The sequence below is a fragment of the Elusimicrobiota bacterium genome, assembly GCA_016722575.1.
In the GTDB taxonomy this organism is placed as follows: Bacteria; Elusimicrobiota; Elusimicrobia; order FEN-1173; family FEN-1173; genus JADKIY01.
This window is the reverse complement of sequence record JADKIY010000002.1, coordinates 128,123-148,167: the sequence shown is the minus strand read 5'-3', so window position 1 is coordinate 148,167 and position 20,045 is coordinate 128,123. Positions and strand designations below refer to the sequence as shown.

Below are 20,045 nucleotides of genomic sequence, written 5' to 3'. Positions count from 1 at the left end.
CGGAGCCTCCGTTCACGAACCGAAAGTGTTATTCTAATAAACCGTGAATCCAAAACGATTTGCGCGTTTGACGACGGAAAAACCCAACCCCGCGTCCCGGGGATTGGACCAAAGGCCCTTGCCCGGCCTGGTGGACCTGATGGTCCGTGAAAACGCCCGGGCCGTGGCCGCGGTCGCCCGAGAAAAAAACGCGTTGGTTCGCGGCGTGCGCTCATTGTCGCTCGCCTTGTCCCGAGGCGGGCGAATCTTTTTTGTCGGCGCCGGCACCAGCGGGCGTTTGGGCGTCTTGGAAGCCGCCGAATGCCCGCCCACCTTCAACACCCCTTCCGGCACCGTTCGCGCTTTGATGGCCGGCGGCCGGCGCGCGGTGTTCCGTTCCCAGGAAGGCGCCGAGGATCGAACCCGGGAACCTCGATCGGCCCTGCGGGGTTTGCTCCCTCGGGACGCCGTGGTCGGCGTCGCCGCCAGCGGCGTGACCCCCTACGTTCTTTCGGCTCTGCGGACCGCCCGTCAACGGGGGGCCGCCACGGTGCTCGTCACCTGCAACCGGCCCTCCAACCGCGCCTTGGCCGATGTGATTATCGCCGCCCGGACCGGCCCCGAACCCCTGACGGGATCCACGCGGCTTAAAGCGGGGACCGCGACGAAAATCATACTAAACACGCTGACGACCCTGGCCATGGTCCAAACCGGCAAGGTGTACGACCATTGGATGGTTGATCTCCAACCCCGGTCGGAGAAGCTTCGGGCCCGGGCCGCTCGTTTGGTGTCGGGGCTGGGCGGCGTGTCCCCGGCGGCCGCGACGCGACTTTTGCGGTTGGCGGACGGCCGGGCCAAGACCGCCATCGTCATGGCCCGGCGGGGCGTGGACCGTCGGACGGCGGAAATCCGTTTGCGGGCCGCGAAGGGATTTTTGCGCGGTGCCCTGAAATCCCGATGAAAGCCCTCCCACGAGCGGCGGCGATGGCGATTTTGATCCTGGCGGTGGGTCCCGCCCACGCCGCGGTGGAGACCGGCTTGGATGTTTTGGAATCCCAAAACTTCGCTCCGTTGTGGGGCAAGCGCATCGGGGTGATCGTCAATCGGACCTCGGTCGACCGCCAAGGGAAAAACCTGGTGGATTTGCTGATCGATACGCCCGGGGTTACCCTGGCGGCCATTTTCAGTCCCGAACACGGTTTCAGCGGGACGGAAGAACACGGTCGGCCCGTGGAGGACACCACCTACCGGGACACGGGCGTCCCGATCTTCAGCCTCTACGGGAAAAATCAGCGCCCCACCGCGGCGGCGCTCGAGCGGGTTGACGCCCTCGTGTTCGACTTGCAGGACGTGGGCGCGCGCTTTTACACCTACATCACGACCCTGGGTTACGCGTTGGAAGAGGCCGCTCGGGCGGACAAGGAATTCATCGTGTTGGATCGCCCCAATCCCTTGGGCGGCGCAACCGTGGAGGGCCTGGTGCTTTCCACCGAGGTCCGCCATTTCACCGCCTACTATTCGATCCCCGTGCGGCACGGGTTGACGGTGGGGGAATTGGCCCAATGGCACGATGTGCAGGCCGGCCTCAACGCCCGGTTGATGGTCATCCCCCTGAAGGGGTGGCGGCGGTCCATGATGTGGGAGGACACCGGTTTGAATTGGGTGCCGCCCTCCCCCAACATTAAAACGGCCCGGGCGGCCCTTCTTTATTGCGGGATCGGCGCTTTTGAGTCGACCAACGTGTCGGTCGGCCGCGGCACCCCGACCCCTTTTGAAGTGTTTGGCGCCCCGTGGCTCAAAGACGTGCCTCTGGCCAAAAAGCTCAACGCCCTGAAATTGGACGGGCTTCGCTTTCGTTCCGTGACGTTTCGGCCGACGTCGGACCGATACCGGGGAGAACGCTGTTACGGTGTTCGCGTGATCATCGACGCCCCCCGGCGGGCGCGCCCGGTGGACCTTTTCGTCCACGCCGCGTGTTTGATCCGGGACGCCCGCCCCAAGGCGTTTCAGCCCCGTTGGGCGGAAATGCCCCGGGTGGTGGGCAGCGCCGTTTTTGAATCCGATTTCAACGCGGGGCGGAGCCCCGGGGACCTCCTGGCCGTCCTTCACCAAAGCGCCGCCGATTTCGACGCGGCCCGCCGCGCCCACCTGCTGTACCCCTGACCATGGAAGCCTGGTCGTTCAGCGGGTCGTTGATCGGCGCGGCGGACCTGGCCGTCCTCCTGGGCCTCCTGGCGCTGATGGTGGGGATGGGGGTTTTCCTTCGGAAGGGGCAAGGCACGGCCGACGATTTTTTTCTCGGCGGCCGCCGAATGCCGATGTGGGCCGCGTGCCTCTCTTTTGTCGCCACCGAAGTGAGCGCCGTGACCGTCATTTCCGTTCCGGCCACGGCCTGCAACGAGAACTGGCAGTACCTTCAATTTTTCATCGGCTCGACCGCCGCCCGTTTGGTCATCGCCTTCCTCTTCATCCCGGCGTTCTACAAATTTAATTGCACGACCATTTATCAGTTCCTGGGGGCGCGGTTCGGGCGCGTCACTCAAACCGCCGCTTCGTTTTTCTTTTTCTTAACGCGGCTCTTGGGCTCCGGGGTTCGTCTGATGGCCGCGTGTTTGGCGCTGTCCGTTCTGTTGAACGTGCCGATTTTGCCGGTGATCGGCGTGTTTGTTTTGGTCGGAGTCGCCTACATGTCCCTGGGGGGAATGAAGGCCGTGGTGTGGACCAACGTGGTGCAGGCGCTGGTTTTTATCGGCGGAGGTCTCGCGACGATCGCCTTCTTGGGCCACACGGTGGCGGGGGGGTGGGCGGCCATTTGGTCCCAGGCCTCCGCGGCGGGGCACACGGCGGTTCTGGAGTGGGGCCCCTCCGGCGACGTTCCCCATTTTTGGCGGCAATTCTTCGCCAACCCGAACATCCTGTGGATTGCCATCTTGAACGGTTTCTTCGGATCCCTGGCCGCCTTCGGCACGGACCAGGATTTAATGCAGCGGTTGTTGACCGTCGAGACGCGGCGCGACAGCCAGAAAACGATGGTGGGCACGATCGCCGTGAGCCTCGGCGTGCTGCTCACGTATTTGACCATCGGAACCGGCCTCTTCGTTTACTTTCGTCAGGCCGGATCCGTTCCCTTCCCCGCGAATCCCGACGCCGTGTTTCCGCATTTTATCGGCCACGTCATGCCGCCCTTGTTGAAGGGCTGGATGTTGTCGGCCATCGTGTTGGCCGGGATCGATTCCCCGTTGGCCTCTTTGGCGACGTCCTTCGTGACGGACCTCTACCGGCCCTACGTTGAAGGTCGCGGGCGCCGCCCCACGGATCGGGAGGTGTTGCGTTTGTCGCGGTGGGGGGTCGCGGTGTTCGGCGTCTTGCTGGCGGCCTTGGCCTACGGGTTCAGCTTCCATCGAAACATCTTGTGGTTGGCCTTCAAGATCGGGGGAGTGACGTTCGGGTCCCTTTTGGGGATTTTCCTGCTCGGCCTCTTGACCCGCCGTCGGTCCGACGGATGGAACGCCGTCGCGATGGTCGCGAGCGCGATCGTCAATTTGATTCTGCTCGTTCTGTCGGAAAAGAAAATTGTGCCCGTGGGGTGGAGCTGGCTGGTGGTTCTGGGGACCGTCGTCACCTTCGGGCTGGCGGGCCTTCTGTCCCGGCCCGGCGCCCGCGACGGGACCGCCGCGTGATTCATCATTTCATCCGCCTCATCGAGGCGCTGCAAGGCAACCCCCTGTCGGCGCCCGTTTTCGTTCTGCTTTACGCGGGCGGGTGCTTTATCGCCCCCATCAGCCTATTCCCGGTGGCGGGGGGGGTGTTGTTCGGTTTCGGGAAAGGATTAATCATCAATCTGGCGGCCGCCCTGTTGGGGGCCAGCGGGGCCTTTGGACTGGCGAGGGTGTTGGGTCGGCGGCGCCTGGAACCGTGGTTGAAGCGGTCCGGGCAGGCCCACGCGTGGGTCGCCGCGTTGGAGAACCCCACCCCGGGCGCTTTTATCCTCCTTCGACTGGTCGGATTTCCGCCTTTCGTCATCACGAACTATCTGGCGGGGCTCTCGTTCATGCCTTTTCGCGTTTTTTTGTGGACCAGTACCGTGGGGCTTTTTCCGTGGACGTTCGTCATGACTTTTTTTTCCGGGACGTTTTGGGCCATTTTGCATGACGCGGGGTTGAAAGGGTTCCGGCAATCGTTGCTGGACCACAGTCGGCCCCTGATGGCGGGCACGGCCGTCGTGGTGGCCGTGTTCGTGATCGGATGGATATTGCGCGCGCGAACGGAGTCGGCGAAAAAAAGCGGGGGTTAAGCGGTAAACCGAAGGCTGCGGAGGAAACGGTCCAAATCCGCCGGGAAGCGGTTGAACCAGGCGGGAACCGCGGTGGCGGTCAGCATGTAGAGGTCCTCGCCGTGAAAAAGGAAAACGTTTTCCTGCCGCAGGACCAGCGCTTGCTGCGGATCCTGGTGGACCATCCGATAGGCGTCCACGCCGGGGGCGTAATCGAACGGCGTGCCCGTCAGGATCTTCGTGTCGGCGCTTTTGGGCAGGTTTAGGTAGTACGCTTCCACGGCCGCGGCCAGATCCTGGTCCTTGGCGCGCGGATGGCGCGTGACGGAAAATTCAATGGCCGGCGTCATCCGCGTTGGTTTGAAGATCACCGTTCCCGTCGCCGGGGTGTAGAGCTCAAACGGCTGCCATTTGGAGGGGATGCGTACCCGCCAAACGTTGCCCCGATCGGTAAAATCTTTCCAGGCGCCGTCCACTTCGAACGACCGCCGCCATTGCATTTGAAAACCCACCTGCCCGATGCCGTCGCACAAGAGAAAGAGCGCGACCATGAAGGCCATGGACGCCCAGCGGGCGCCGAGATACGTACGGGGATAGAGCGTGATCGCCCACAGCACGCTGAAGGTAAACACCGTGGCGACGAGCGCCATGCCCAAAACCGCCCAGGACGAAAAATGGAACCGCGCCGCGATCAACGCGGTCGCCGTCGCCAGAGAGGACAACGTCCACAGGGCGGTGGGTTCCCGGTCCACGTACGTCAACAAATCCGAACGAGCGCGTGTCTTGGTCGCCATGGATCCATTATAAACATTCCGAGAGGCGGGAACAATTGGGAGCGGCCCCCGGGCCGCGCGCGAACGACGTTCGCGTATTTGACAAAGAACGTTAACTTACCGACGACGAAGCGCTTGTGGGCGGGGCGGGTCTATGCTAAATTGGGCCCGTGGCAAACGCCCTCCTCCATCGACTGACCGAAAAAGTCCGCCAAGCGGTGGCGGAAATCCACGGTTTGCGCAAAGAGAAGGAGCGGTTGGAAGCCGACGTGGCCCTGATGACGGAAGAGAACCGCCGCGCCCGCCGGCTGTTGCGGGAGCACGGGGAGTTGATCGAAGAGCGCCAACGGCTTCGAGCGCGGATTGAAAAAGCGTTGTCGAAATTGGACAAATTGCGAGTGTAGCCATGAACCCCCTCGTCCGCGACAAGATCCGCGTCAATATTTTCGGAAAAGATTACGAACTCGACCCGGGCAATTTGACCCCCCTGGAAGCCAGCCAATTGGCCGCCTACGTCGACCAGAAAATGCGGGAAATCGCCGACAAGCTGGGGCTCGTCGACACCCAGAAAATCGCGGTGCTGGCCGCGCTCAACATCGCTTTTGAAATGGGAAGCAAGAAAAACAACCCCGACCTCTCGCCCCAGGACGAGAGCCGCCTGCGCGGTCTCGTCGAAAACCTGGAAAAGGCCCTGGCGTCGTGAAAGACCTTTTCGCCACGTCCGAGCCTTCGGCGGCGTCGCCCGAACCGTTGGCGGCGCGCTTGGCCCCCCGGGAGTGGTCCGAATTCGTCGGGCAACAGGCGTTGGTGGCGGAGGGCGGACTCCTCCGCCGGGCCATCGAAGCGGACCGGCTGGGCTCCGCGATCTTTTTCGGTCCCCCGGGCTGCGGTAAAACCGCGCTGGCCCGCCTGATCGCCCTCAAGACACGGGCCCACGTGGAACGGACCAACGCCGTCACCATCGGCGTCCCGGACATCCGCCGGCTTTTGGCGGCGGCCGAAGAGCGCCGTCGCGGGCAAGGCCGTCGAACCCTTCTCGTCGTCGACGAAATCCACCATTTTAATCGCACCCAACAAGACGCGCTGTTGCCCGACGTGGAACGGGGCTTGGTCACCTTGATCGGGCTCACCACGGAAAATCCGTCTTTTTACGTTAACGCGGCGCTTTTGTCCCGGTCCACCGTATACGAATTGCGGCCTCTCGGGATGGAAGACCTGCGCGGTCTTTTTAAACGGGCCTTGCGGGACGACGTCCGGGGTTTTGGAAATCGCCCGGTGACGGTGGACCCCGAAGCGGAGCTTCATATTTTGTCCCGGGCCGACGGGGACGCTCGGCGGGTTTTGAACGCCTTGGAATTGGCCGTTGTGACGACGCCGGAAAACGACGGTCGCGTCCATGTCACTTTGGCCGTGGCCGAAGCCTCCACCCAACGACGCTCCCTCCGCTACGACAAATCGGCGGACGAACACTACGACACCGTTTCGGCGTTCATTAAATCGCTCCGGGGCTCGGATCCCGATGCGGCCATCTACTGGATGGCCAAAATGCTGGCCGCCGGGGAAGACCCGCGCTTCGTGGCCCGTCGCCTGTTGGTGGCCGCCGCCGAAGACGTGGGCAACGCGGACCCCCGGGCGCTTCTGATCGCCAACGCCGCTTTTGACGCCGTGGAAAAACTGGGCATGCCCGAAGCGCGGATTCCCCTGGCCCAAGCGGCCGCCTACGTGGCGCTGGCGCCCAAATCCAACGCGGCCTACGCGGCCATCAACGCCGCCTGGTCCGAGGTGGAAAACGGCCCCCGGCGGGAAGTTCCCGACGCCCTCAAAGACGCCAACCGGGACGGCGAAACCCGGGGTCACGGGCGAGGGTATCAATACCCCCACGACTTTCCGGCGCACTTCGTGGCCCAAACCTATTTGCCCCAGTGGAAGCCGTTTTACCGGCCCACCGGCTTGGGGGACGAGCGGCGTTTGAAGGAACACTTCGAGGCGTTGTGGCCCGAGCGGCGGCCCGCCCCATGACCGGGGAGGACGTTCGCCACAAGGATTTTCTCCGGCGGCATTTTCGCGACACGCTTCGTTGCCTTCCCGCCGCGCGCCGTCGAGATTGCGCCGGGGCGGTGGCGCGCCGCCTGTCCCGCCTTCCGGTCTTTGCCCAGGCGCCCGCCGTGGCGGTTTACCTGACCCGTCCGGGCGAATTGGACACGGCGCCCTTGATCGCTTTGTGCCGTCGCTTGGGCAAAATCGTTCTGGCGCCGGTGGTGGACCCCCCGACCAAAACCCTGCGCTTCGCCGTCTGGCCGGTTCGAGGGCCCCGCGTTCGAAACGTCCACGGGATTTTGGAACCGGGCGGTCCGCGTGGCCCGGAACGACCGTTGGGTCCCCGGGATTTGCTCGTGGTTCCGGGCCGGGCGTTTACGCCCGCCGGCGACCGGTTGGGGGCGGGCGGCGGGTATTACGATCGTTTCCTGGCGCGCGGACGCGCGCGGTCGGTCGGCTTGGCGTTTGACGAGCAAATCGTTTTGCGGCTTCCCCGACGACCTCACGATCGGCGGGTGGGGCTTGTCGTCTCCCCGAACCGGACCTATACGGCCTGAGATGCTTCGGGGACTTTTGGCGTTGGTGATCGGCAGCGTGGCGGGCGGGCTCGGGCGTTACGGGGTGGCCCAGGGCTTCGGCCAGGCTTCGATTCGCGGGTTTTGGGCCACGTGGACGGTGAATCTGACGGGGTGTTTTCTGATGGGGTTGTTTCACGCTTGGGCGGACCTGCGCCTTCGGCTTTCGGCCGAGCAACGGCTTTTGTTGATGTCGGGTTTTTGCGGGGCCTTCACGACCTTCTCGGCCTTTGCCTTGGACACGGCCGGATTGGTCCGAGACGGCCATCTTTTCTCGGCGGTCGGATACGTGGCGTCCAGCGTGGTCCTGGGACTGGGGATGTTTTACGCCGGGGCCTGGCTGGGACGCTGAAAACGGGCGCCGGATCGGCCCGAAATCGATTTTGGACGGAGGACGCAAACGATGAGTAAAAACGGATGGGCCTGGGGCTTGGTTTTAATGGGCGGGGCGGGATTTCCGGCGGGGGCCTGCGACGTGTGGGGGCCCCTGGCGGCGGGCGATTTAAAAGGGGTGAAATCCTGCGTGGATTCGTCGAACGTGAACGTCCTTTCCGGGACGGACTCCCCCTTGACGGCGGCCGCCAAGTTCGCTTTTCGGGATCCGGCGGACATCGTGACGGTGTTGTTGGACGAAGGCGCGAAAATTAATTTTCAGGGCGAAGAGAAACGGACCGCGCTGATGAACGCGTCGGGCAAGGGGTGGAGCCAATCCGTGGACCTCCTCCTCAAAAAAGGAGCCGACGTCCGCCCCCGGGACGCCAACGGCCGCACGGCTCTGATGTACGCGGGCGACGCCTACACGTCGGCGATCATCGATCAATTGTTGGCCGCCGGGGCGAAGGCCAGCGACGCCGACGCGGACGGGCGCACCCCGTTGATGGCCGCGGTCGTTCACGTCCGCAAGATGGGACCCGCGGGGGAAATCGAACGGGCCAAGACCATCGACCGGCTTTTGGCGGCCCAAGCCGACATCAACGCCCGGGACAAGGAAGGCAAAACCGCCCTGATGCTGGCCGCGGAAAGCGGTCAATCCGAAGCCGTTCGGAAACTGCTGGCGGCGAAAGCGTCCGTCAATCTGCAGTCCAAGGACGGCCGAACGGCTCTTCAGCACGCCCTATTCGCCGATAAAGGCCCCGAAAGCAAACTGTTGATGGAAGCCGGGGCCGACATTAATCTCGCGGACGCCGAAGGCCGAACGCCGCTCATGTCGGTGTTGGATTGGCGCCGCGACGCCTTGGTGGACGAATTGTTGAACCGAAACGCCGATGTGAACCGGAAATCCAACGAGGGGAAAACGGCGTTGATGGAAGCGGTGGAGGCCCGCCGGGAGGACTACATTCAAAAGCTGATGCAACACAAGGCCCAGATCAACCTTCAAAACAAGGCGGGGGACACGGCGTTGATGATCGCCGCCCGCTTGAATTCCGCTGAAAAGTGCGTCAAAACTCTTCTCCGCTACACCCCAAACATCACCCTCAAGAACGCGGCGGGGAAAACGGCCTTGGCCATCGCCGAGGAGGCCCATCACGCCGAGTCGGTCTTTTTTCTTCGGGCCCAGCGGGACAGCGGGGCCGCGGGAAAAAAAACGACGGATTCCAACGCGGGGAGCCGCCCGGGCCCGCGGTCCGGAGGATCGAAATCCTTTTTATCCAACAAGTCGGGCAACGCGAAAAGTTCCGGAACGCCCGCCCGGTGATTCCGGCATAAAATTATTGACTTGAAAAAGTGAATCAAGTAAAATAACACCGATGTGTAAAAAACTCGCGCTTACGGTCGTCGTCCTCAGCCAGGTCGTCCTGGGAGAGAGGGTTGCGCCGTAGGCGGTGAGAAAAAGTTTAAAACGACCGCCGCCGGCGCCCAAGCTCCGGCGGCGTTTTTGTTTTAAGCCGCGGGCGGTTCGGGGCGGCGGGCGGGAAAATCAACGGAAGCGAAATCGAAAAACACTTGGGGCACAAACCAATGACGCACAAACCAACGGAACACACGCACTTTCTCTCCTGCCTGGTGGAAGACCGCCCGGGCGTTTTGGCCCGCATCGCCGGGTTGATTTCCAGCCGCGGCTTCAACATCGATTCGCTGGCCGTCGGCGGCACTCAAATCCCCGGGGTTTCCCGAATTTCGCTGGTGTGCAAAGGCGACGACAAGGTCATCGGCCAGATCATCAGCCAATTGAATAAATTGGTGGACGTGGTCCGGGTGTCGGACCTGAGCTGGGAAGACAACGTGGAAAGCGAATTGGTCCTGGTCAAGATCGGATCGACCGATCGGACCGGGGTGGCCCATTCGTGCCAACCGTTTCACGCCCGGGTGCACGACAGCGCCGCGGGTTTTGTGATCGAAAACGCCGGCCGGGCCGGCGAGGTGGACGCCCTTCTGAAGGCCCTCGAACCCTTCGGCATCCAAGAGGTGTCGCGGACGGGCCGCGTGCTGTTGCAACGGGGGAAAACCCTCGACATGTCGGCCGATTTGGCCCTCCACGCCGACGCCGCCCTCCCCACGGGGGGAGAGCCCATGACCGGGGCGGACATGATTCCCCGGGTCTTGGCCCAGGAAGGCGTGACCACCGTGTTCGGCTATTCGGGCGGCGCCATTCTGCCGGCCATCGATGCTTTCTTCCGGTTCAACGAAAAGCAGTCGGAGGGTAAAAAAATTCGGTACATCGTCCCCGCCAACGAACAGGGGGCGGGATTCATGGCCTCCGGGTTTGCCCGCTCCACCGGACAGGTGGGGGTGGCGCTCGTGACCTCGGGGCCCGGGGCCACCAACACGGTGACCCCCATTCGAGACGCCATGGCGGATTCGGTCCCCCTGGTCGTTTTGACGGGGCAGGTGCCCCGGCCCGCCATCGGCACCGACGCTTTCCAAGAGGCGCCGGTTTTCAACATTATGATGGCCTGCGCCAAGCACGTTTTTTTGGTGGAGAAACCCGAGGAATTGGAAAGCACCCTGCGCACGGCTTTTTGGATCGCCCGCACGGGCCGGCCGGGTCCCGTGGTGGTGGACATTCCCAAAGACGTCCAGGTCACGCCCGGGCAGTTTAAGGGCGCGGGGCTCCTTCCCTTGCGCGGCTATCGCCGGCGGGTGGAGGCGCTGTCCGAATCCCGGCTGTCGGAATCCCAGGGGCGGACCTTTTTTCAGCGTTTGGCCGAGGCCCACCGGCCTCTATTGTATGTCGGGGGCGGGGTGATCAACGCCAACGCGTCGGCCGAACTCAAGGAATTTGCGGAAACCTTTAATATCCCCGTCGTGACGACGCTCATGGGCATCGGCGCCCTGGACAACCGGCACCCGCTGTCCATGCACATGCTGGGCATGCACGGGACGCCCTACGGGAACTACGCGGTGGAGGACTGTGATTTCCTCTTCGCCGTGGGCGCGCGCTTCGACGACCGGGTGGCGGGGAAAGTGTCGGAATTCGCCCCCAAGGCGTCCTTCATCGCCCACCTGGACATCGACCCGGCGGAAATCGGAAAAGTGAAAACGCCGACCTGGTCCCACGTGGCCGACGCCAAGCGGGGCCTGCGGGATTTGATCGACGCGGGCAAAAAATGGGGGTTCAAGCGGGATTTCTCGGCCTGGATCAAGCACACGGACGCGACCCGGAAGGCGCACCCGTTGAATTACAACCGGACCGCCGAAAAAATCCAGCCCTACGCCGTCCTGGAAAAGATCGCCGAGATGACCCGGGGCGAAGCCATCGTAACGACGGGCGTGGGCCAACATCAGATGTGGGCGGCGCAATACGGCCGCACCGCCGTGCCCCGGCGCTGGCTGACCTCGGGGTCCATGGGCACCATGGGTTACGGCCTGCCGGCCGCCATCGGGGCCCAATTCGCCAATCCGGGAAAGCTGGTGATCGACGTCGACGGCGACGGCAGCCTGCGGATGAATTTCAGCGAAATGGAAACCATCACCACCTACAACTTGCCGGTCAAGGTCCTCCTGTTGAACAACGAGGGGGACGGCATGGTGCGTCAGTGGCAGACCTTGTATTTCAACAAGCGTTACTTCGCCATCGACAAGAATCTTCACACCCTGGATTTTGTCAAAGCGGCCCAGGCCATGGGGTTCCCTTACGCCCGCCGGATCGACAAACCCGCCGACGTGGACGGGGCCCTGAAGGAGTTCCTGGGCGCCCCCGGGCCGGCTTTTCTGGACGTGACCATCGATCCCTTCGCCTTTGTTTACCCGATGGTGGGGCCGGGGATGGGTTACAAGGAAATGGCGACCGGGGAGTGGATCAAATCCCGCCCCCACTCGACCGCCCCCCACGAAGTGCCGGGGGACGTGGTTCCGGATCTGTTTTAAAAATAGATATAATTGCCTTTTAATTCCTGAGGAGAAATACCCATGACGACCGCGGTTAAATCAGCTTCCACCAACGGCCATTCCGGCCTCGAACTGAAGGCCAAAACCTTTTACGAAAAGGACGCCGATTTGGCGTTGCTCAAAAACAAAAAGATCGTTGTGCTGGGCTACGGCTCCCAAGGGCACGCCCAGGCGTTGAATCTGAAGGACTCGGGGTGCCAGGTGACCGTGGCGGTGCGCAAAGGCGGCCGCGGGTACGCCTTGGCCCTCAAGCACGGCTGGGTGGAGGGGAAAAACCTGCTCACCGACAACGTGGCCGCCGTCCGGGACGCGGATTGGATTCATTTCCTCCTGCCCGACGAAGCCCAGGGGCCGGTTTGGAAGAACGAAATCGCCCCCCACGTCAAAAAAGGCGTGGTGATGTCCTTTTCCCACGGCTTCAACATCCGTTTCGGCTGCGTGACGCCTCCGAAAGAGGCGGACGTGGTTTTGATCGCCCCCAAAGGGCCCGGGCATTTGGTCCGCCGGACCTACGAAGAGGGCAAGGGCACCCCGGCTTTGGTGGCCGTGGAGCAGGATTATTCCGGGAACGCCCTGCCGCTCGCCTTGGCTTTCTGCAAAGGGGTCGGGGCGACCCGCGCGGGGGTCATTCAAACGACTTTTTCCGAAGAAACCGAAACCGACCTGTTCGGGGAGCAAAACGTTCTCTGCGGCGGCGTCGTGGACCTGATCAAAGCCGGGTTCGAGACCTTGATTGAGGCCGGGTACCAGCCCGAAATCGCCTATTTCGAGTGCCTTCACGAATTGAAGCTCATCACCGATCTCGTGCAGGAGGGCGGCATCGGTTGGATGAACTACTCCATTTCGGACACCGCCGAATACGGCGAATACACCCGAGGGCCGCGCCTGATCACCGAGGCGACCAAAGCCCAGATGAAGAAAAACCTCGAGGAGGTGCGCAACGGCACCTTCGCCAAGGAATATCTGCTGGAAAACATCGCGGGGCGGCCGTCCATCAATAGTTTCCGCAAATCCACCGCCGAACACCCCATTGAAAAGGTGGGCGAGAAACTCCGAGCCATGATGCCCTGGCTCAAGAAGAAAGAATAACCGGTCCGTCGCTTTCATGAAATACAAGTCGCGACTGATTCCCATCGCGCCCGACGGCTGGCGCTTCGTTCTGCTCTTCGGGGTTTTGGGACTCCTCTTTTTGGTGTTGGGCGCCTGGTTCGCCAAAACCGTGGGCGTGGTCTTGGGCCTTTTGGCCTTGTTCTCCCTGCGGTTTTTTCGCGACGGCGAGCGCGACATCCCGACGACGACCGACCTTCTCGCCCCGGCCGACGGCACGGTGACCGAGGTCTCGGACGTGGACGGCGAAGGGTACGGGCGCGGCCGCGTGATTCGGATCTTCTTGTCCGTTTTCGACGGGCACGTTCAGCGGGCCCCGTTGGCGGGGCGGATCACAAAAACGCATTATCAGCCGGGGTTGTTCCTGGACGCCCGGAATTCCCGGGCGGCTTTCGCCAACGAATCGAACGCCATCGAAATCGAATCGGCCAAGGGCCGCGTGGTGGTTCGTCAAATCGCGGGGTTGATCGCCCGGCGCATCGTTTGCTGGGTTCGCCCCGACGACGCGGTCGAAGCGGGGGAACGCATCGGCCTGATTCGTTACGGATCGCAGGTGAATTTGTACGTACCTTTGGACGTGGAGATAACGGTGAAAGACGGCGACAAGGTTTCGGCGGGGCAAACCATCGTGGGACGTTGGAAGAACGCGGGATCCGCCCAGCGGGCCGGCAACGCCGGCCGCACGGTTGAACCCGCCGGGGTGGGCGCGTGAGCCTCGGGCCCCGTTTCGGCTTCCTGTCCCGGCTTCTGGGTCTCCGGGGGGAGGGCTATCCAAACATGCCCCCGGCTTCGACCGCCCCGGTGCCGCCGGTCCGACGCGGCATCTATCTGCTCCCCGCGCTGTTTACCGTGGGCAACATGGCGCTGGGCTTTTTCGCGTTGATCAAATCCGTCGGTCACGAATTCAGCGCCGCGGCCACGGCCATCCTGTTCGGGCACGTGCTGGACATTTTTGACGGCGCCGTGGCCCGCCTCACGCGGACCTCCAGCCGCTTCGGCATCGAGTTGGACTCCTTGGCCGATTGGATGACGTTCTGCATTGCCCCGTCTTTTCTGATGTACGAGCTGGTGTTGAAAGACAACCGGTCGTGGGGGTTCGCCATCGCCTTGTTGTTCGTGATTTGCGGAGCGTTGCGCTTGGCCCGCTTCAACCTGAAAGCCCAGATGGGCGAAGCCCCGCCGTCCTTTTTCACCGGCTTGCCAACCCCGGCGGCCGGTGGCGTGTTGGCGATTTTCGCTCTGCTCTACGACGTCATGGAATTGGGCAAGCCCATCCGCAGCTTCAAATTGGTCATGAGTCAGGTGCCGGTGTTTTTTGAAGTGGTCCCGGCCGTGATGCTCCTGTTGTCCCTCCTCATGGTGTCCGACGTTCGTTACGCCAAATTCCGCACGCAGAATTTGCTTCGGCCCCGAAGCATGCGGGCCCTGGTGCTGACGATTTTGGCGGTGCTCATGATTTGGGTCTATCCCCAAAACACGATTTTCATCCTCTACGTGTCCTACATCGTGTGGGGCCTCGTTGATTATTTCCTTGGTCGCTCCCTCCGGCGACCCTCCACCCCCCACGCATCGGAATCCGAAGAACACGTCGATCACTACGGTAAATAGCCTTTCGCTTTGGCGAAGGGCGACGGGCCGGGGCCACCGACCTTTAAGGAGACTGTTTTATGCCAAAGTCCGACCGCATCGTTGTTTTTGACACCACCCTGCGCGACGGGGAGCAATCCCCCGGCGCCAGCTTGAACATCGAGGAAAAGCGCCAAGCCGCCCGCCAATTGGCCGAATTGGGCGTGGACGTGATCGAGGCGGGTTTCCCCGTGTCGAGCCCCGGCGATTTCGAGGCGGTGAAAACCATCGCCCGGGAAATCCGCGGCCCCGAGATCGCGGGGTTGGCCCGTTGCGTCAAAGGCGACATCGACGCCTGCTGGGGCGCGGTCAAAGCGGCCAAGAAACCGCGCATTCACACCTTCATCGCCACGTCCGACCTGCACATCGAAAGCAAATTGAAGATGACCCGTTCCCAGGTGTTGGACCGGGCGGTCGATTGTGTGCGTTACGCGAAAAAATTCACCGACAACGTGGAGTTTTCCGCCGAAGACGCCGTCCGGTCGGATTTTGACTATCTCTGCCAGGTGGTGGAGGCGGTCATCGACGCCGGCGCCACGACCGTGAACATCCCCGACACCGTCGGCTACGGAATCCCCTCGGATTGGGGGGCGCGCATCGGACAAATCGTCGCCCGGGTGCCCAACATCCGGCGCGCGGTTCTCTCCGTCCATTGCCACAACGATTTGGGCCTGGCGGTGGCCAATTCCCTGGCCGCCGTTCAAAACGGCGCGCGGCAGGTGGAATGCACCGTCAACGGCATCGGGGAGCGGGCGGGGAACGCCTCGCTGGAAGAGATCGTGATGGCGCTTCGGACCCGGAAAGACTTGTTCAACGTCACGACCGGAGTGCGCACCCGCGAGATCGCCAAAACCAGCCGCTTGATTTCCAAGCTGACCGGAATCGTGGTCCAGCCGAACAAGGCCATCGTCGGGGCCAACGCCTTCGCCCACTCCTCCGGGATCCACCAGGACGGCGTCATCAAATCCCGGACCACCTACGAAATCATGAACCCCGAGGACGTCGGCGTGGAGGAAAGCGCTTTGTTGTTGACGGCCCGGTCGGGGCGCAACGGCGTCAACACGCGTCTCAAGCATTTGGGGTTCCACCTGGCCGCGCCGGCCCTGGAAGCGCTGTTTGAAAAATTCAAGACCTTGGCCGATAAGAAAAAATACGTTTTTGACGATGATTTGATCGCCTTGGTGGAGGAAGAGGGGCGGGCCAAGTCGCCGGAGGTGTTTTCAATGGATTATTTGAACACCACCTCCGGCACGGGGATCGTTCCGACGGCCACCGTCCGGTTGAAGAAAAAAGACGCCGTGTTTCAGGAAGCCGCTTGCGGGGACGGCCCCGTGGACGCGGCCTACCGGGCCATGGACAAAATCACGGGGTTGCGTCCGGAGTTGCTCGATTACGCCCTGCGATCGGTGTCCTCGGGGACCGACGCCCAGGGAGACGTGGTGGTCAAAGTGTCCGACAAGGGATTGGTGGTCATGGGCAAAGGCACCTCCACCGACATCGTGGAAGCCAGCGCCAAAGCGTATTTGAACGCGCTCAATAAAATTTTGTCGGCGCGGGCCAGCGGCCGCGCCGCGGCCAAAAAGAACGAGGGTATGTGATATGGGCAAGACACTGCTCGACAAAGTTTGGGATTTGCACACCGTGCGGGAACTGCCCAACGGGCAGACACAATTGTTCATCGGCCTTCACCTCCTTCACGAGGTGACCAGCCCCCAGGCGTTCCAAATGCTTCGGGAGAAAGGCCTGCGGGTGGCTTACCCCCAGCGGACCTTCGCGACGGTGGACCACATCGTGCCGACGGACCGCCAGGAACGCCCCTTCGCGGACGGCTTGGCGGAGGAAATGATGGTGGCGTTGGAGCGAAATTGCAAGGAATTCGGGGTTCGTTTTTTTGATTTCGCTTCGGGCGAACAGGGGATCGTTCACGTCGTGGGGCCGGAGCAGGGGTTGACCCAACCGGGCTTGACCGTCGCCTGCGGCGATTCGCACACCTCCACCCACGGGGCCTTCGGCGCCATTGCTTTCGGCGTTGGAACGACCCAAATTCGGGACATCCTGGCGACCCAAACGCTGGCCTTGGCCCGGCCCAAAGTCCGGCGTATACGCGTGTCCGGCTCCCTGGCGCCGGGAGTCTACGCCAAGGACGTGATTTTGTCCATCATTCGCACGCTGGGCGTCAACGGCGGCATCGGCTACGCCTACGAATTCGCCGGGGACACCATCGAACGCATGAGCGTGGAAGAGCGCCTCACCGTTTGCAACATGGCCATTGAAGGGGGCGCCCGGGTGGGATACATCAATCCCGACCGTACGACCGTCGAATTTCTCCGCGGAAGGCCCTTCGTGCCGGCCGGCGCGGAATTCGACAAGGCCTCCGCCTGGTGGCTCTCCATGGCCTCCGACGCCGACGCTTCTTTCGCGGACGAAGTTCGCGTGAACGCGGCCGACTTGGAACCGCAAATCGCCTGGGGCATCAACCCGGGTCAAACCGTCGGCGTGACGGAGCGGCTTCCGGTTCCGGAAAATTCGATCAACGGCTCTCGGGCCGGCTTGGAAGAGGCTTATCGGTTTACGTCTTTCGAGCCCGGTCAAGAAGTTCGACAAATCCCCATCAACGTCGCGTTCATCGGTTCCTGCACCAACGGCCGGATGTCGGACCTCCGGGAGGCGGCGCGGGTGGCCAAGGGACGGCGCGTGGCCAAGGGGGTCAAGGCCATCGTGGTGCCCGGTTCCCAGAAAGTTCAGCGGCAAGCGGAAAAAGAAGGCCTCCCGGAGGTCTTCCGGGCCGCGGGGTTCGAATGGCGGAACGCGGCTTGTTCCATGTGCTTGGCGATGAACCCCGACAAATTGAAGGGACGCGAAATCTGCGCGTCGAGCTCGAACCGAAACTTTATCGGCCGCCAAGGAAGTCCGACGGGGCGGACGCTGTTGATGAGCCCGGCGATGGTGGCCGCCGCCGCGATCAACGGCCGCGTGGCCGACGTGAGGGAGATGCTATGAGCCTGGATTCCAAAATACAAGCGGTCCGGGGCCGCCTCGTGGCCGTTCCGGGCGACGACATCGATACCGACCGGATCATGCCCGCGCGTTATTTGCGCTGCGTGACGTTCGCCGACATCGGGCAATACACTTTTCAGGACGAGCGGTTTGACGCCGCGGGAAAGACCAAAGCGCACCCGTTCAACGATCCCCGTCACCAAGGGGCCTCGATTTTGGTCGTCAACAAAAATTTCGGGTGCGGGTCCTCCCGGGAGCACGCGCCCCAGGGGATCCTCCGTTGGGGAATCAAGGCCATCATCGGGGAAAGCTTTGCGGAAATCTTCGCGGGCAATTGCACCGCCATCGGGTTGCCCGCGGTGACCGCCGCCGCCGAGGTCGTGCGGGAAATCGCCGCGTTTTCCGCCGATCATCCCGACCGGCCCGTCGTCCTGGACCTGGAGCAAAAGACCGTGTTGTTGGGCGAACGCCGGGTGCCCGTGGAAATGCGGGAATCCGCCCGGGAATTGTTTTTGGAGGGGACCTGGGATTCCGCCGCCACCTTGTTGAGCGCGGCGGCGCAGGTTCGGGACACCGCGGCGCGGCTTCCTTACATGGCCTGGGCGCCCGGTCGCTAAAATCCCGTGGATCCCCTCGACGAATCCGGTCCGACCCATTTCCCGCGCGCCGCGGAACGGGCGGCGACGGATTTTGTCATCGAAATCCACAATCCCGACGGCAAAACACTGCGGGGCATCTCCCGGCTCTTGGATTTATCGGTCTCCGGCGCCTGCGTGGATTCCGCCAGCGATTTGATCGAAGGCGATCGGTTCGTCATCCGTCTCCTGCTGGACGCTAAAAGCGTGATCGCGCTTCCGGTGACGGTGGTCTGGAAGCGCTACTTCACCAAGACTTTTCAATACGGCCTCCGGTTCGGCGAATACGCTGAGGAAACCCGGAAAATCATTGAAACGTTTGTGGGCGAATATTCCGCCAAGTTGCGAAAAATGGGACCCAAAATCATTTTCACGGACACCGGGGTGCAGGAAGTCTGAGCCATCCCGGGGCGGCGTCGGGCCGGCGCCCGCCCTCCCCTCGACGTCGGCCGTTTAAACCCAAACAACGCTTTTTTCACCGATAGCCATCCAAGGAGTTTGCTATGCATTCGTCAAAAACATCGACGGACAAGGAACACCGCGTTCTCGTTTTAAACGGCGACGGGATCGGCCCCGAGGTGATGGCCGAGACATTGAAAGTGTTGGAAATTCTGAAACGTCGCAAAGCCCTGCGGCTCTCGTTGGACACCGCGCTGATCGGCGGCGCGGCCATCGACGCCACGGGGGGGCCCCTGCCGGCGGACACCGTCGCCAAGGCGAAAGCGGCGGACGCCGTCTTGCTCGCCGCGGTCGGCGGACCGAAGTGGGACAAGATCGAGTGGTCCCTTCGTCCGGAACGCGGCCTCTTGGGCATTCGAAGCGCCTTGGGCTTGTTTGCCAACCTTCGACCCGCGGTGCTTTATCCCCAGTTGGCGTCGGCGTCGAGCCTGAAAACCGAGTTGGTGGCCGGGTTGGATATCCTGATCGTGCGCGAACTGACGGGCGATGTGTATTTCGGTCAACCCCGGGGCGTTCGCACTCAGGCGGGCGAGCGCGAGGCGTTCAACACCATGATTTACCGGGAATCCGAAATCGAGCGTATTTTGAAAGTCGGATTCGATTTGGCTCGTCAACGGGGCCGGCGGTTGTGTTCGGTCGACAAAGCCAACGTGTTGGAAGTCTCCGGCCTGTGGCGGGAGACGGCCGAACGAATGGCGAAAGACTATCCCGACGTTGCTTTGTCGCATATGTATGTCGACAACGCGGCCATGCAGTTGGTCCGCCGGCCGAAGCAATTCGACGTGATCGTGACCGGGAACCTGTTCGGCGACATTCTATCGGACGAAGCGTCCATGTTAACCGGGTCCATCGGGTTGCTGCCGTCCGCGTCTTTGGACGCGGGGGGAAAAGGGCTTTACGAGCCCATCCATGGCTCCGCCCCCGACATCGCGGGACGGGGCGTGGCCAACCCACTGGCGACCATTTTGTCGGCCGCCATGATGCTTCGCTTCAGTCTTCATCGCGGCGACTTGGCCGAGATCGTTGAAAAAGCCGTGGCGATTGTTTTAGACCGCGGGTTCCGAACCGGTGACATCTACTCCGAGGGCCTCGTCCGAGTGGGTACCCGCGAGATGGGCGATGCGGTCGCCGCGGCGCTCGAAACCCTTTAGTTTCATTACCCTTTAGCGGACCGCTTCCCCATCAACGCGTTCAAGTCATTTTTTTAATCCCAGGTATTTACAAGTATGTTTCATTTGCAAAAGGATTCTTTAAT

The 20,045-nt window shown here is 62.5% G+C and carries 20 protein-coding genes; 19 read left to right on the top strand and 1 reads right to left on the bottom strand.

What is annotated here, in order from left to right:
- The first annotated feature begins 43 nt into the window (after window positions 1-43).
- Genes IPP68_04210 through IPP68_04195 form a run of 4 tightly spaced genes read left to right on the top strand, consistent with a single transcriptional unit; the run spans window position 44 to window position 4,273 of the window.
- Window positions 44-940 (top strand): N-acetylmuramic acid 6-phosphate etherase, encoded by an 897-nt coding sequence (locus IPP68_04210; GenBank protein MBL0349564.1) that lies wholly within the window; start codon window positions 44-46, stop codon window positions 938-940.
- A 23-nt stretch (window positions 941-963) separates the two neighbouring features.
- On the top strand, window positions 964-2,142 hold the full coding sequence (locus IPP68_04205; GenBank protein ID MBL0349563.1) for a DUF1343 domain-containing protein: 1,179 nt from the start codon (window positions 964-966) through the stop codon (window positions 2,140-2,142).
- Between the two features lie 2 nt (window positions 2,143-2,144).
- Entirely contained in the window at window positions 2,145-3,659 is a 1,515-nt protein-coding gene (locus tag IPP68_04200; GenBank protein ID MBL0349562.1) for a hypothetical protein, read from the top strand.
- Complete coding sequence (locus IPP68_04195) at window positions 3,656-4,273, top strand: VTT domain-containing protein (protein MBL0349561.1); 618 nt, start codon at window positions 3,656-3,658, stop codon at window positions 4,271-4,273. The genes IPP68_04200 and IPP68_04195 overlap by 4 nt, the downstream gene beginning before the upstream one ends.
- Here IPP68_04195 and IPP68_04190 read toward each other — a convergent pair.
- Window positions 4,270-5,046: a hypothetical protein gene (locus IPP68_04190; GenBank protein MBL0349560.1), complete on the bottom strand. Its 777-nt coding sequence runs from the start codon at window positions 5,044-5,046 to the stop codon at window positions 4,270-4,272. The genes IPP68_04195 and IPP68_04190 overlap by 4 nt on opposite strands.
- A 149-nt stretch (window positions 5,047-5,195) precedes the next feature.
- Between IPP68_04190 and zapB the strand changes: the two genes are divergently transcribed.
- The 15 genes from zapB (at window position 5,196) to leuB (ending at window position 19,941) form a co-directional block, all read left to right on the top strand.
- Entirely contained in the window at window positions 5,196-5,429 is a 234-nt protein-coding gene (gene zapB / locus IPP68_04185) for a cell division protein ZapB (protein ID MBL0349559.1), read from the top strand.
- A 2-nt stretch (window positions 5,430-5,431) separates the two neighbouring features.
- Window positions 5,432-5,728: a cell division protein ZapA gene (locus IPP68_04180; GenBank protein MBL0349558.1), complete on the top strand. Its 297-nt coding sequence runs from the start codon at window positions 5,432-5,434 to the stop codon at window positions 5,726-5,728.
- The gene (locus IPP68_04175) at window positions 5,725-7,044 is read left to right on the top strand and encodes a replication-associated recombination protein A (protein MBL0349557.1); all 1,320 of its coding nucleotides are present in this window, start codon (window positions 5,725-5,727) and stop codon (window positions 7,042-7,044) included. The genes IPP68_04180 and IPP68_04175 overlap by 4 nt, the downstream gene beginning before the upstream one ends.
- Window positions 7,017-7,619 carry a 5-formyltetrahydrofolate cyclo-ligase gene (locus tag IPP68_04170; GenBank protein ID MBL0349556.1) on the top strand — a complete coding sequence of 201 codons (603 nt, stop codon included), beginning with the start codon at window positions 7,017-7,019 and terminating at the stop codon, window positions 7,617-7,619. The genes IPP68_04175 and IPP68_04170 overlap by 28 nt, the downstream gene beginning before the upstream one ends.
- Window position 7,620: 1 nt before the next feature.
- Window positions 7,621-7,989, top strand: a complete 369-nt coding sequence (locus tag IPP68_04165) for a CrcB family protein (protein MBL0349555.1) — start codon at window positions 7,621-7,623, stop codon at window positions 7,987-7,989.
- A gap of 51 nt (window positions 7,990-8,040) precedes the next feature.
- Window positions 8,041-9,333, top strand: coding sequence for an ankyrin repeat domain-containing protein (locus tag IPP68_04160; GenBank protein MBL0349554.1), 1,293 nt, complete (start codon window positions 8,041-8,043; stop codon window positions 9,331-9,333).
- 263 nt (window positions 9,334-9,596) lie between these two features.
- Window positions 9,597-11,945 carry a biosynthetic-type acetolactate synthase large subunit gene (gene ilvB, locus IPP68_04155; protein ID MBL0349553.1) on the top strand — a complete coding sequence of 783 codons (2,349 nt, stop codon included), beginning with the start codon at window positions 9,597-9,599 and terminating at the stop codon, window positions 11,943-11,945.
- Between the two features lie 42 nt (window positions 11,946-11,987).
- Window positions 11,988-13,055, top strand: coding sequence for a ketol-acid reductoisomerase (ilvC, locus tag IPP68_04150; GenBank protein ID MBL0349552.1), 1,068 nt, complete (start codon window positions 11,988-11,990; stop codon window positions 13,053-13,055).
- A gap of 16 nt (window positions 13,056-13,071) precedes the next feature.
- Window positions 13,072-13,785 carry a phosphatidylserine decarboxylase gene (locus IPP68_04145; protein MBL0349551.1) on the top strand — a complete coding sequence of 238 codons (714 nt, stop codon included), beginning with the start codon at window positions 13,072-13,074 and terminating at the stop codon, window positions 13,783-13,785.
- Entirely contained in the window at window positions 13,782-14,681 is a 900-nt protein-coding gene (pssA, locus tag IPP68_04140; protein ID MBL0349550.1) for a CDP-diacylglycerol--serine O-phosphatidyltransferase, read from the top strand. The genes IPP68_04145 and pssA overlap by 4 nt, the downstream gene beginning before the upstream one ends.
- 59 nt (window positions 14,682-14,740) lie before the next feature.
- Window positions 14,741-16,297, top strand: a complete 1,557-nt coding sequence (locus tag IPP68_04135) for a 2-isopropylmalate synthase (protein MBL0349549.1) — start codon at window positions 14,741-14,743, stop codon at window positions 16,295-16,297.
- Window position 16,298: 1 nt separating this feature from the next.
- A complete protein-coding gene (gene leuC, locus IPP68_04130) occupies window positions 16,299-17,699 on the top strand; it encodes a 3-isopropylmalate dehydratase large subunit (protein MBL0349548.1) in 1,401 nt (466 codons plus the stop codon).
- Complete coding sequence (locus IPP68_04125) at window positions 17,696-18,313, top strand: 3-isopropylmalate dehydratase small subunit (GenBank protein MBL0349547.1); 618 nt, start codon at window positions 17,696-17,698, stop codon at window positions 18,311-18,313. The genes leuC and IPP68_04125 overlap by 4 nt, the downstream gene beginning before the upstream one ends.
- 6 nt (window positions 18,314-18,319) lie before the next feature.
- Entirely contained in the window at window positions 18,320-18,730 is a 411-nt protein-coding gene (locus IPP68_04120) for a PilZ domain-containing protein (GenBank protein MBL0349546.1), read from the top strand.
- A 104-nt stretch (window positions 18,731-18,834) separates the two neighbouring features.
- Entirely contained in the window at window positions 18,835-19,941 is a 1,107-nt protein-coding gene (gene leuB / locus IPP68_04115) for a 3-isopropylmalate dehydrogenase (GenBank protein ID MBL0349545.1), read from the top strand.
- Window positions 19,942-20,045 lie beyond the last annotated feature (104 nt).

Coding starts and splice junctions, on each gene's coding strand:
- IPP68_04205 (MBL0349563.1), top strand. CDS start 964: ATGGCGATTTTGATCCTGGCGGTGGGTCCCGCCCACGCCGCGGTGGAG.
- IPP68_04200 (MBL0349562.1), top strand. CDS start 2,145: ATGGAAGCCTGGTCGTTCAGCGGGTCGTTGATCGGCGCGGCGGACCTG.
- IPP68_04190 (MBL0349560.1), bottom strand. CDS start 5,046: ATGGCGACCAAGACACGCGCTCGTTCGGATTTGTTGACGTACGTGGAC.
- IPP68_04180 (MBL0349558.1), top strand. CDS start 5,432: ATGAACCCCCTCGTCCGCGACAAGATCCGCGTCAATATTTTCGGAAAA.
- IPP68_04165 (MBL0349555.1), top strand. CDS start 7,621: ATGCTTCGGGGACTTTTGGCGTTGGTGATCGGCAGCGTGGCGGGCGGG.
- IPP68_04160 (MBL0349554.1), top strand. CDS start 8,041: ATGAGTAAAAACGGATGGGCCTGGGGCTTGGTTTTAATGGGCGGGGCG.
- ilvB (MBL0349553.1), top strand. CDS start 9,597: ATGACGCACAAACCAACGGAACACACGCACTTTCTCTCCTGCCTGGTG.
- ilvC (MBL0349552.1), top strand. CDS start 11,988: ATGACGACCGCGGTTAAATCAGCTTCCACCAACGGCCATTCCGGCCTC.
- IPP68_04145 (MBL0349551.1), top strand. CDS start 13,072: ATGAAATACAAGTCGCGACTGATTCCCATCGCGCCCGACGGCTGGCGC.
- IPP68_04135 (MBL0349549.1), top strand. CDS start 14,741: ATGCCAAAGTCCGACCGCATCGTTGTTTTTGACACCACCCTGCGCGAC.
- leuC (MBL0349548.1), top strand. CDS start 16,299: ATGGGCAAGACACTGCTCGACAAAGTTTGGGATTTGCACACCGTGCGG.
- IPP68_04125 (MBL0349547.1), top strand. CDS start 17,696: ATGAGCCTGGATTCCAAAATACAAGCGGTCCGGGGCCGCCTCGTGGCC.
- leuB (MBL0349545.1), top strand. CDS start 18,835: ATGCATTCGTCAAAAACATCGACGGACAAGGAACACCGCGTTCTCGTT.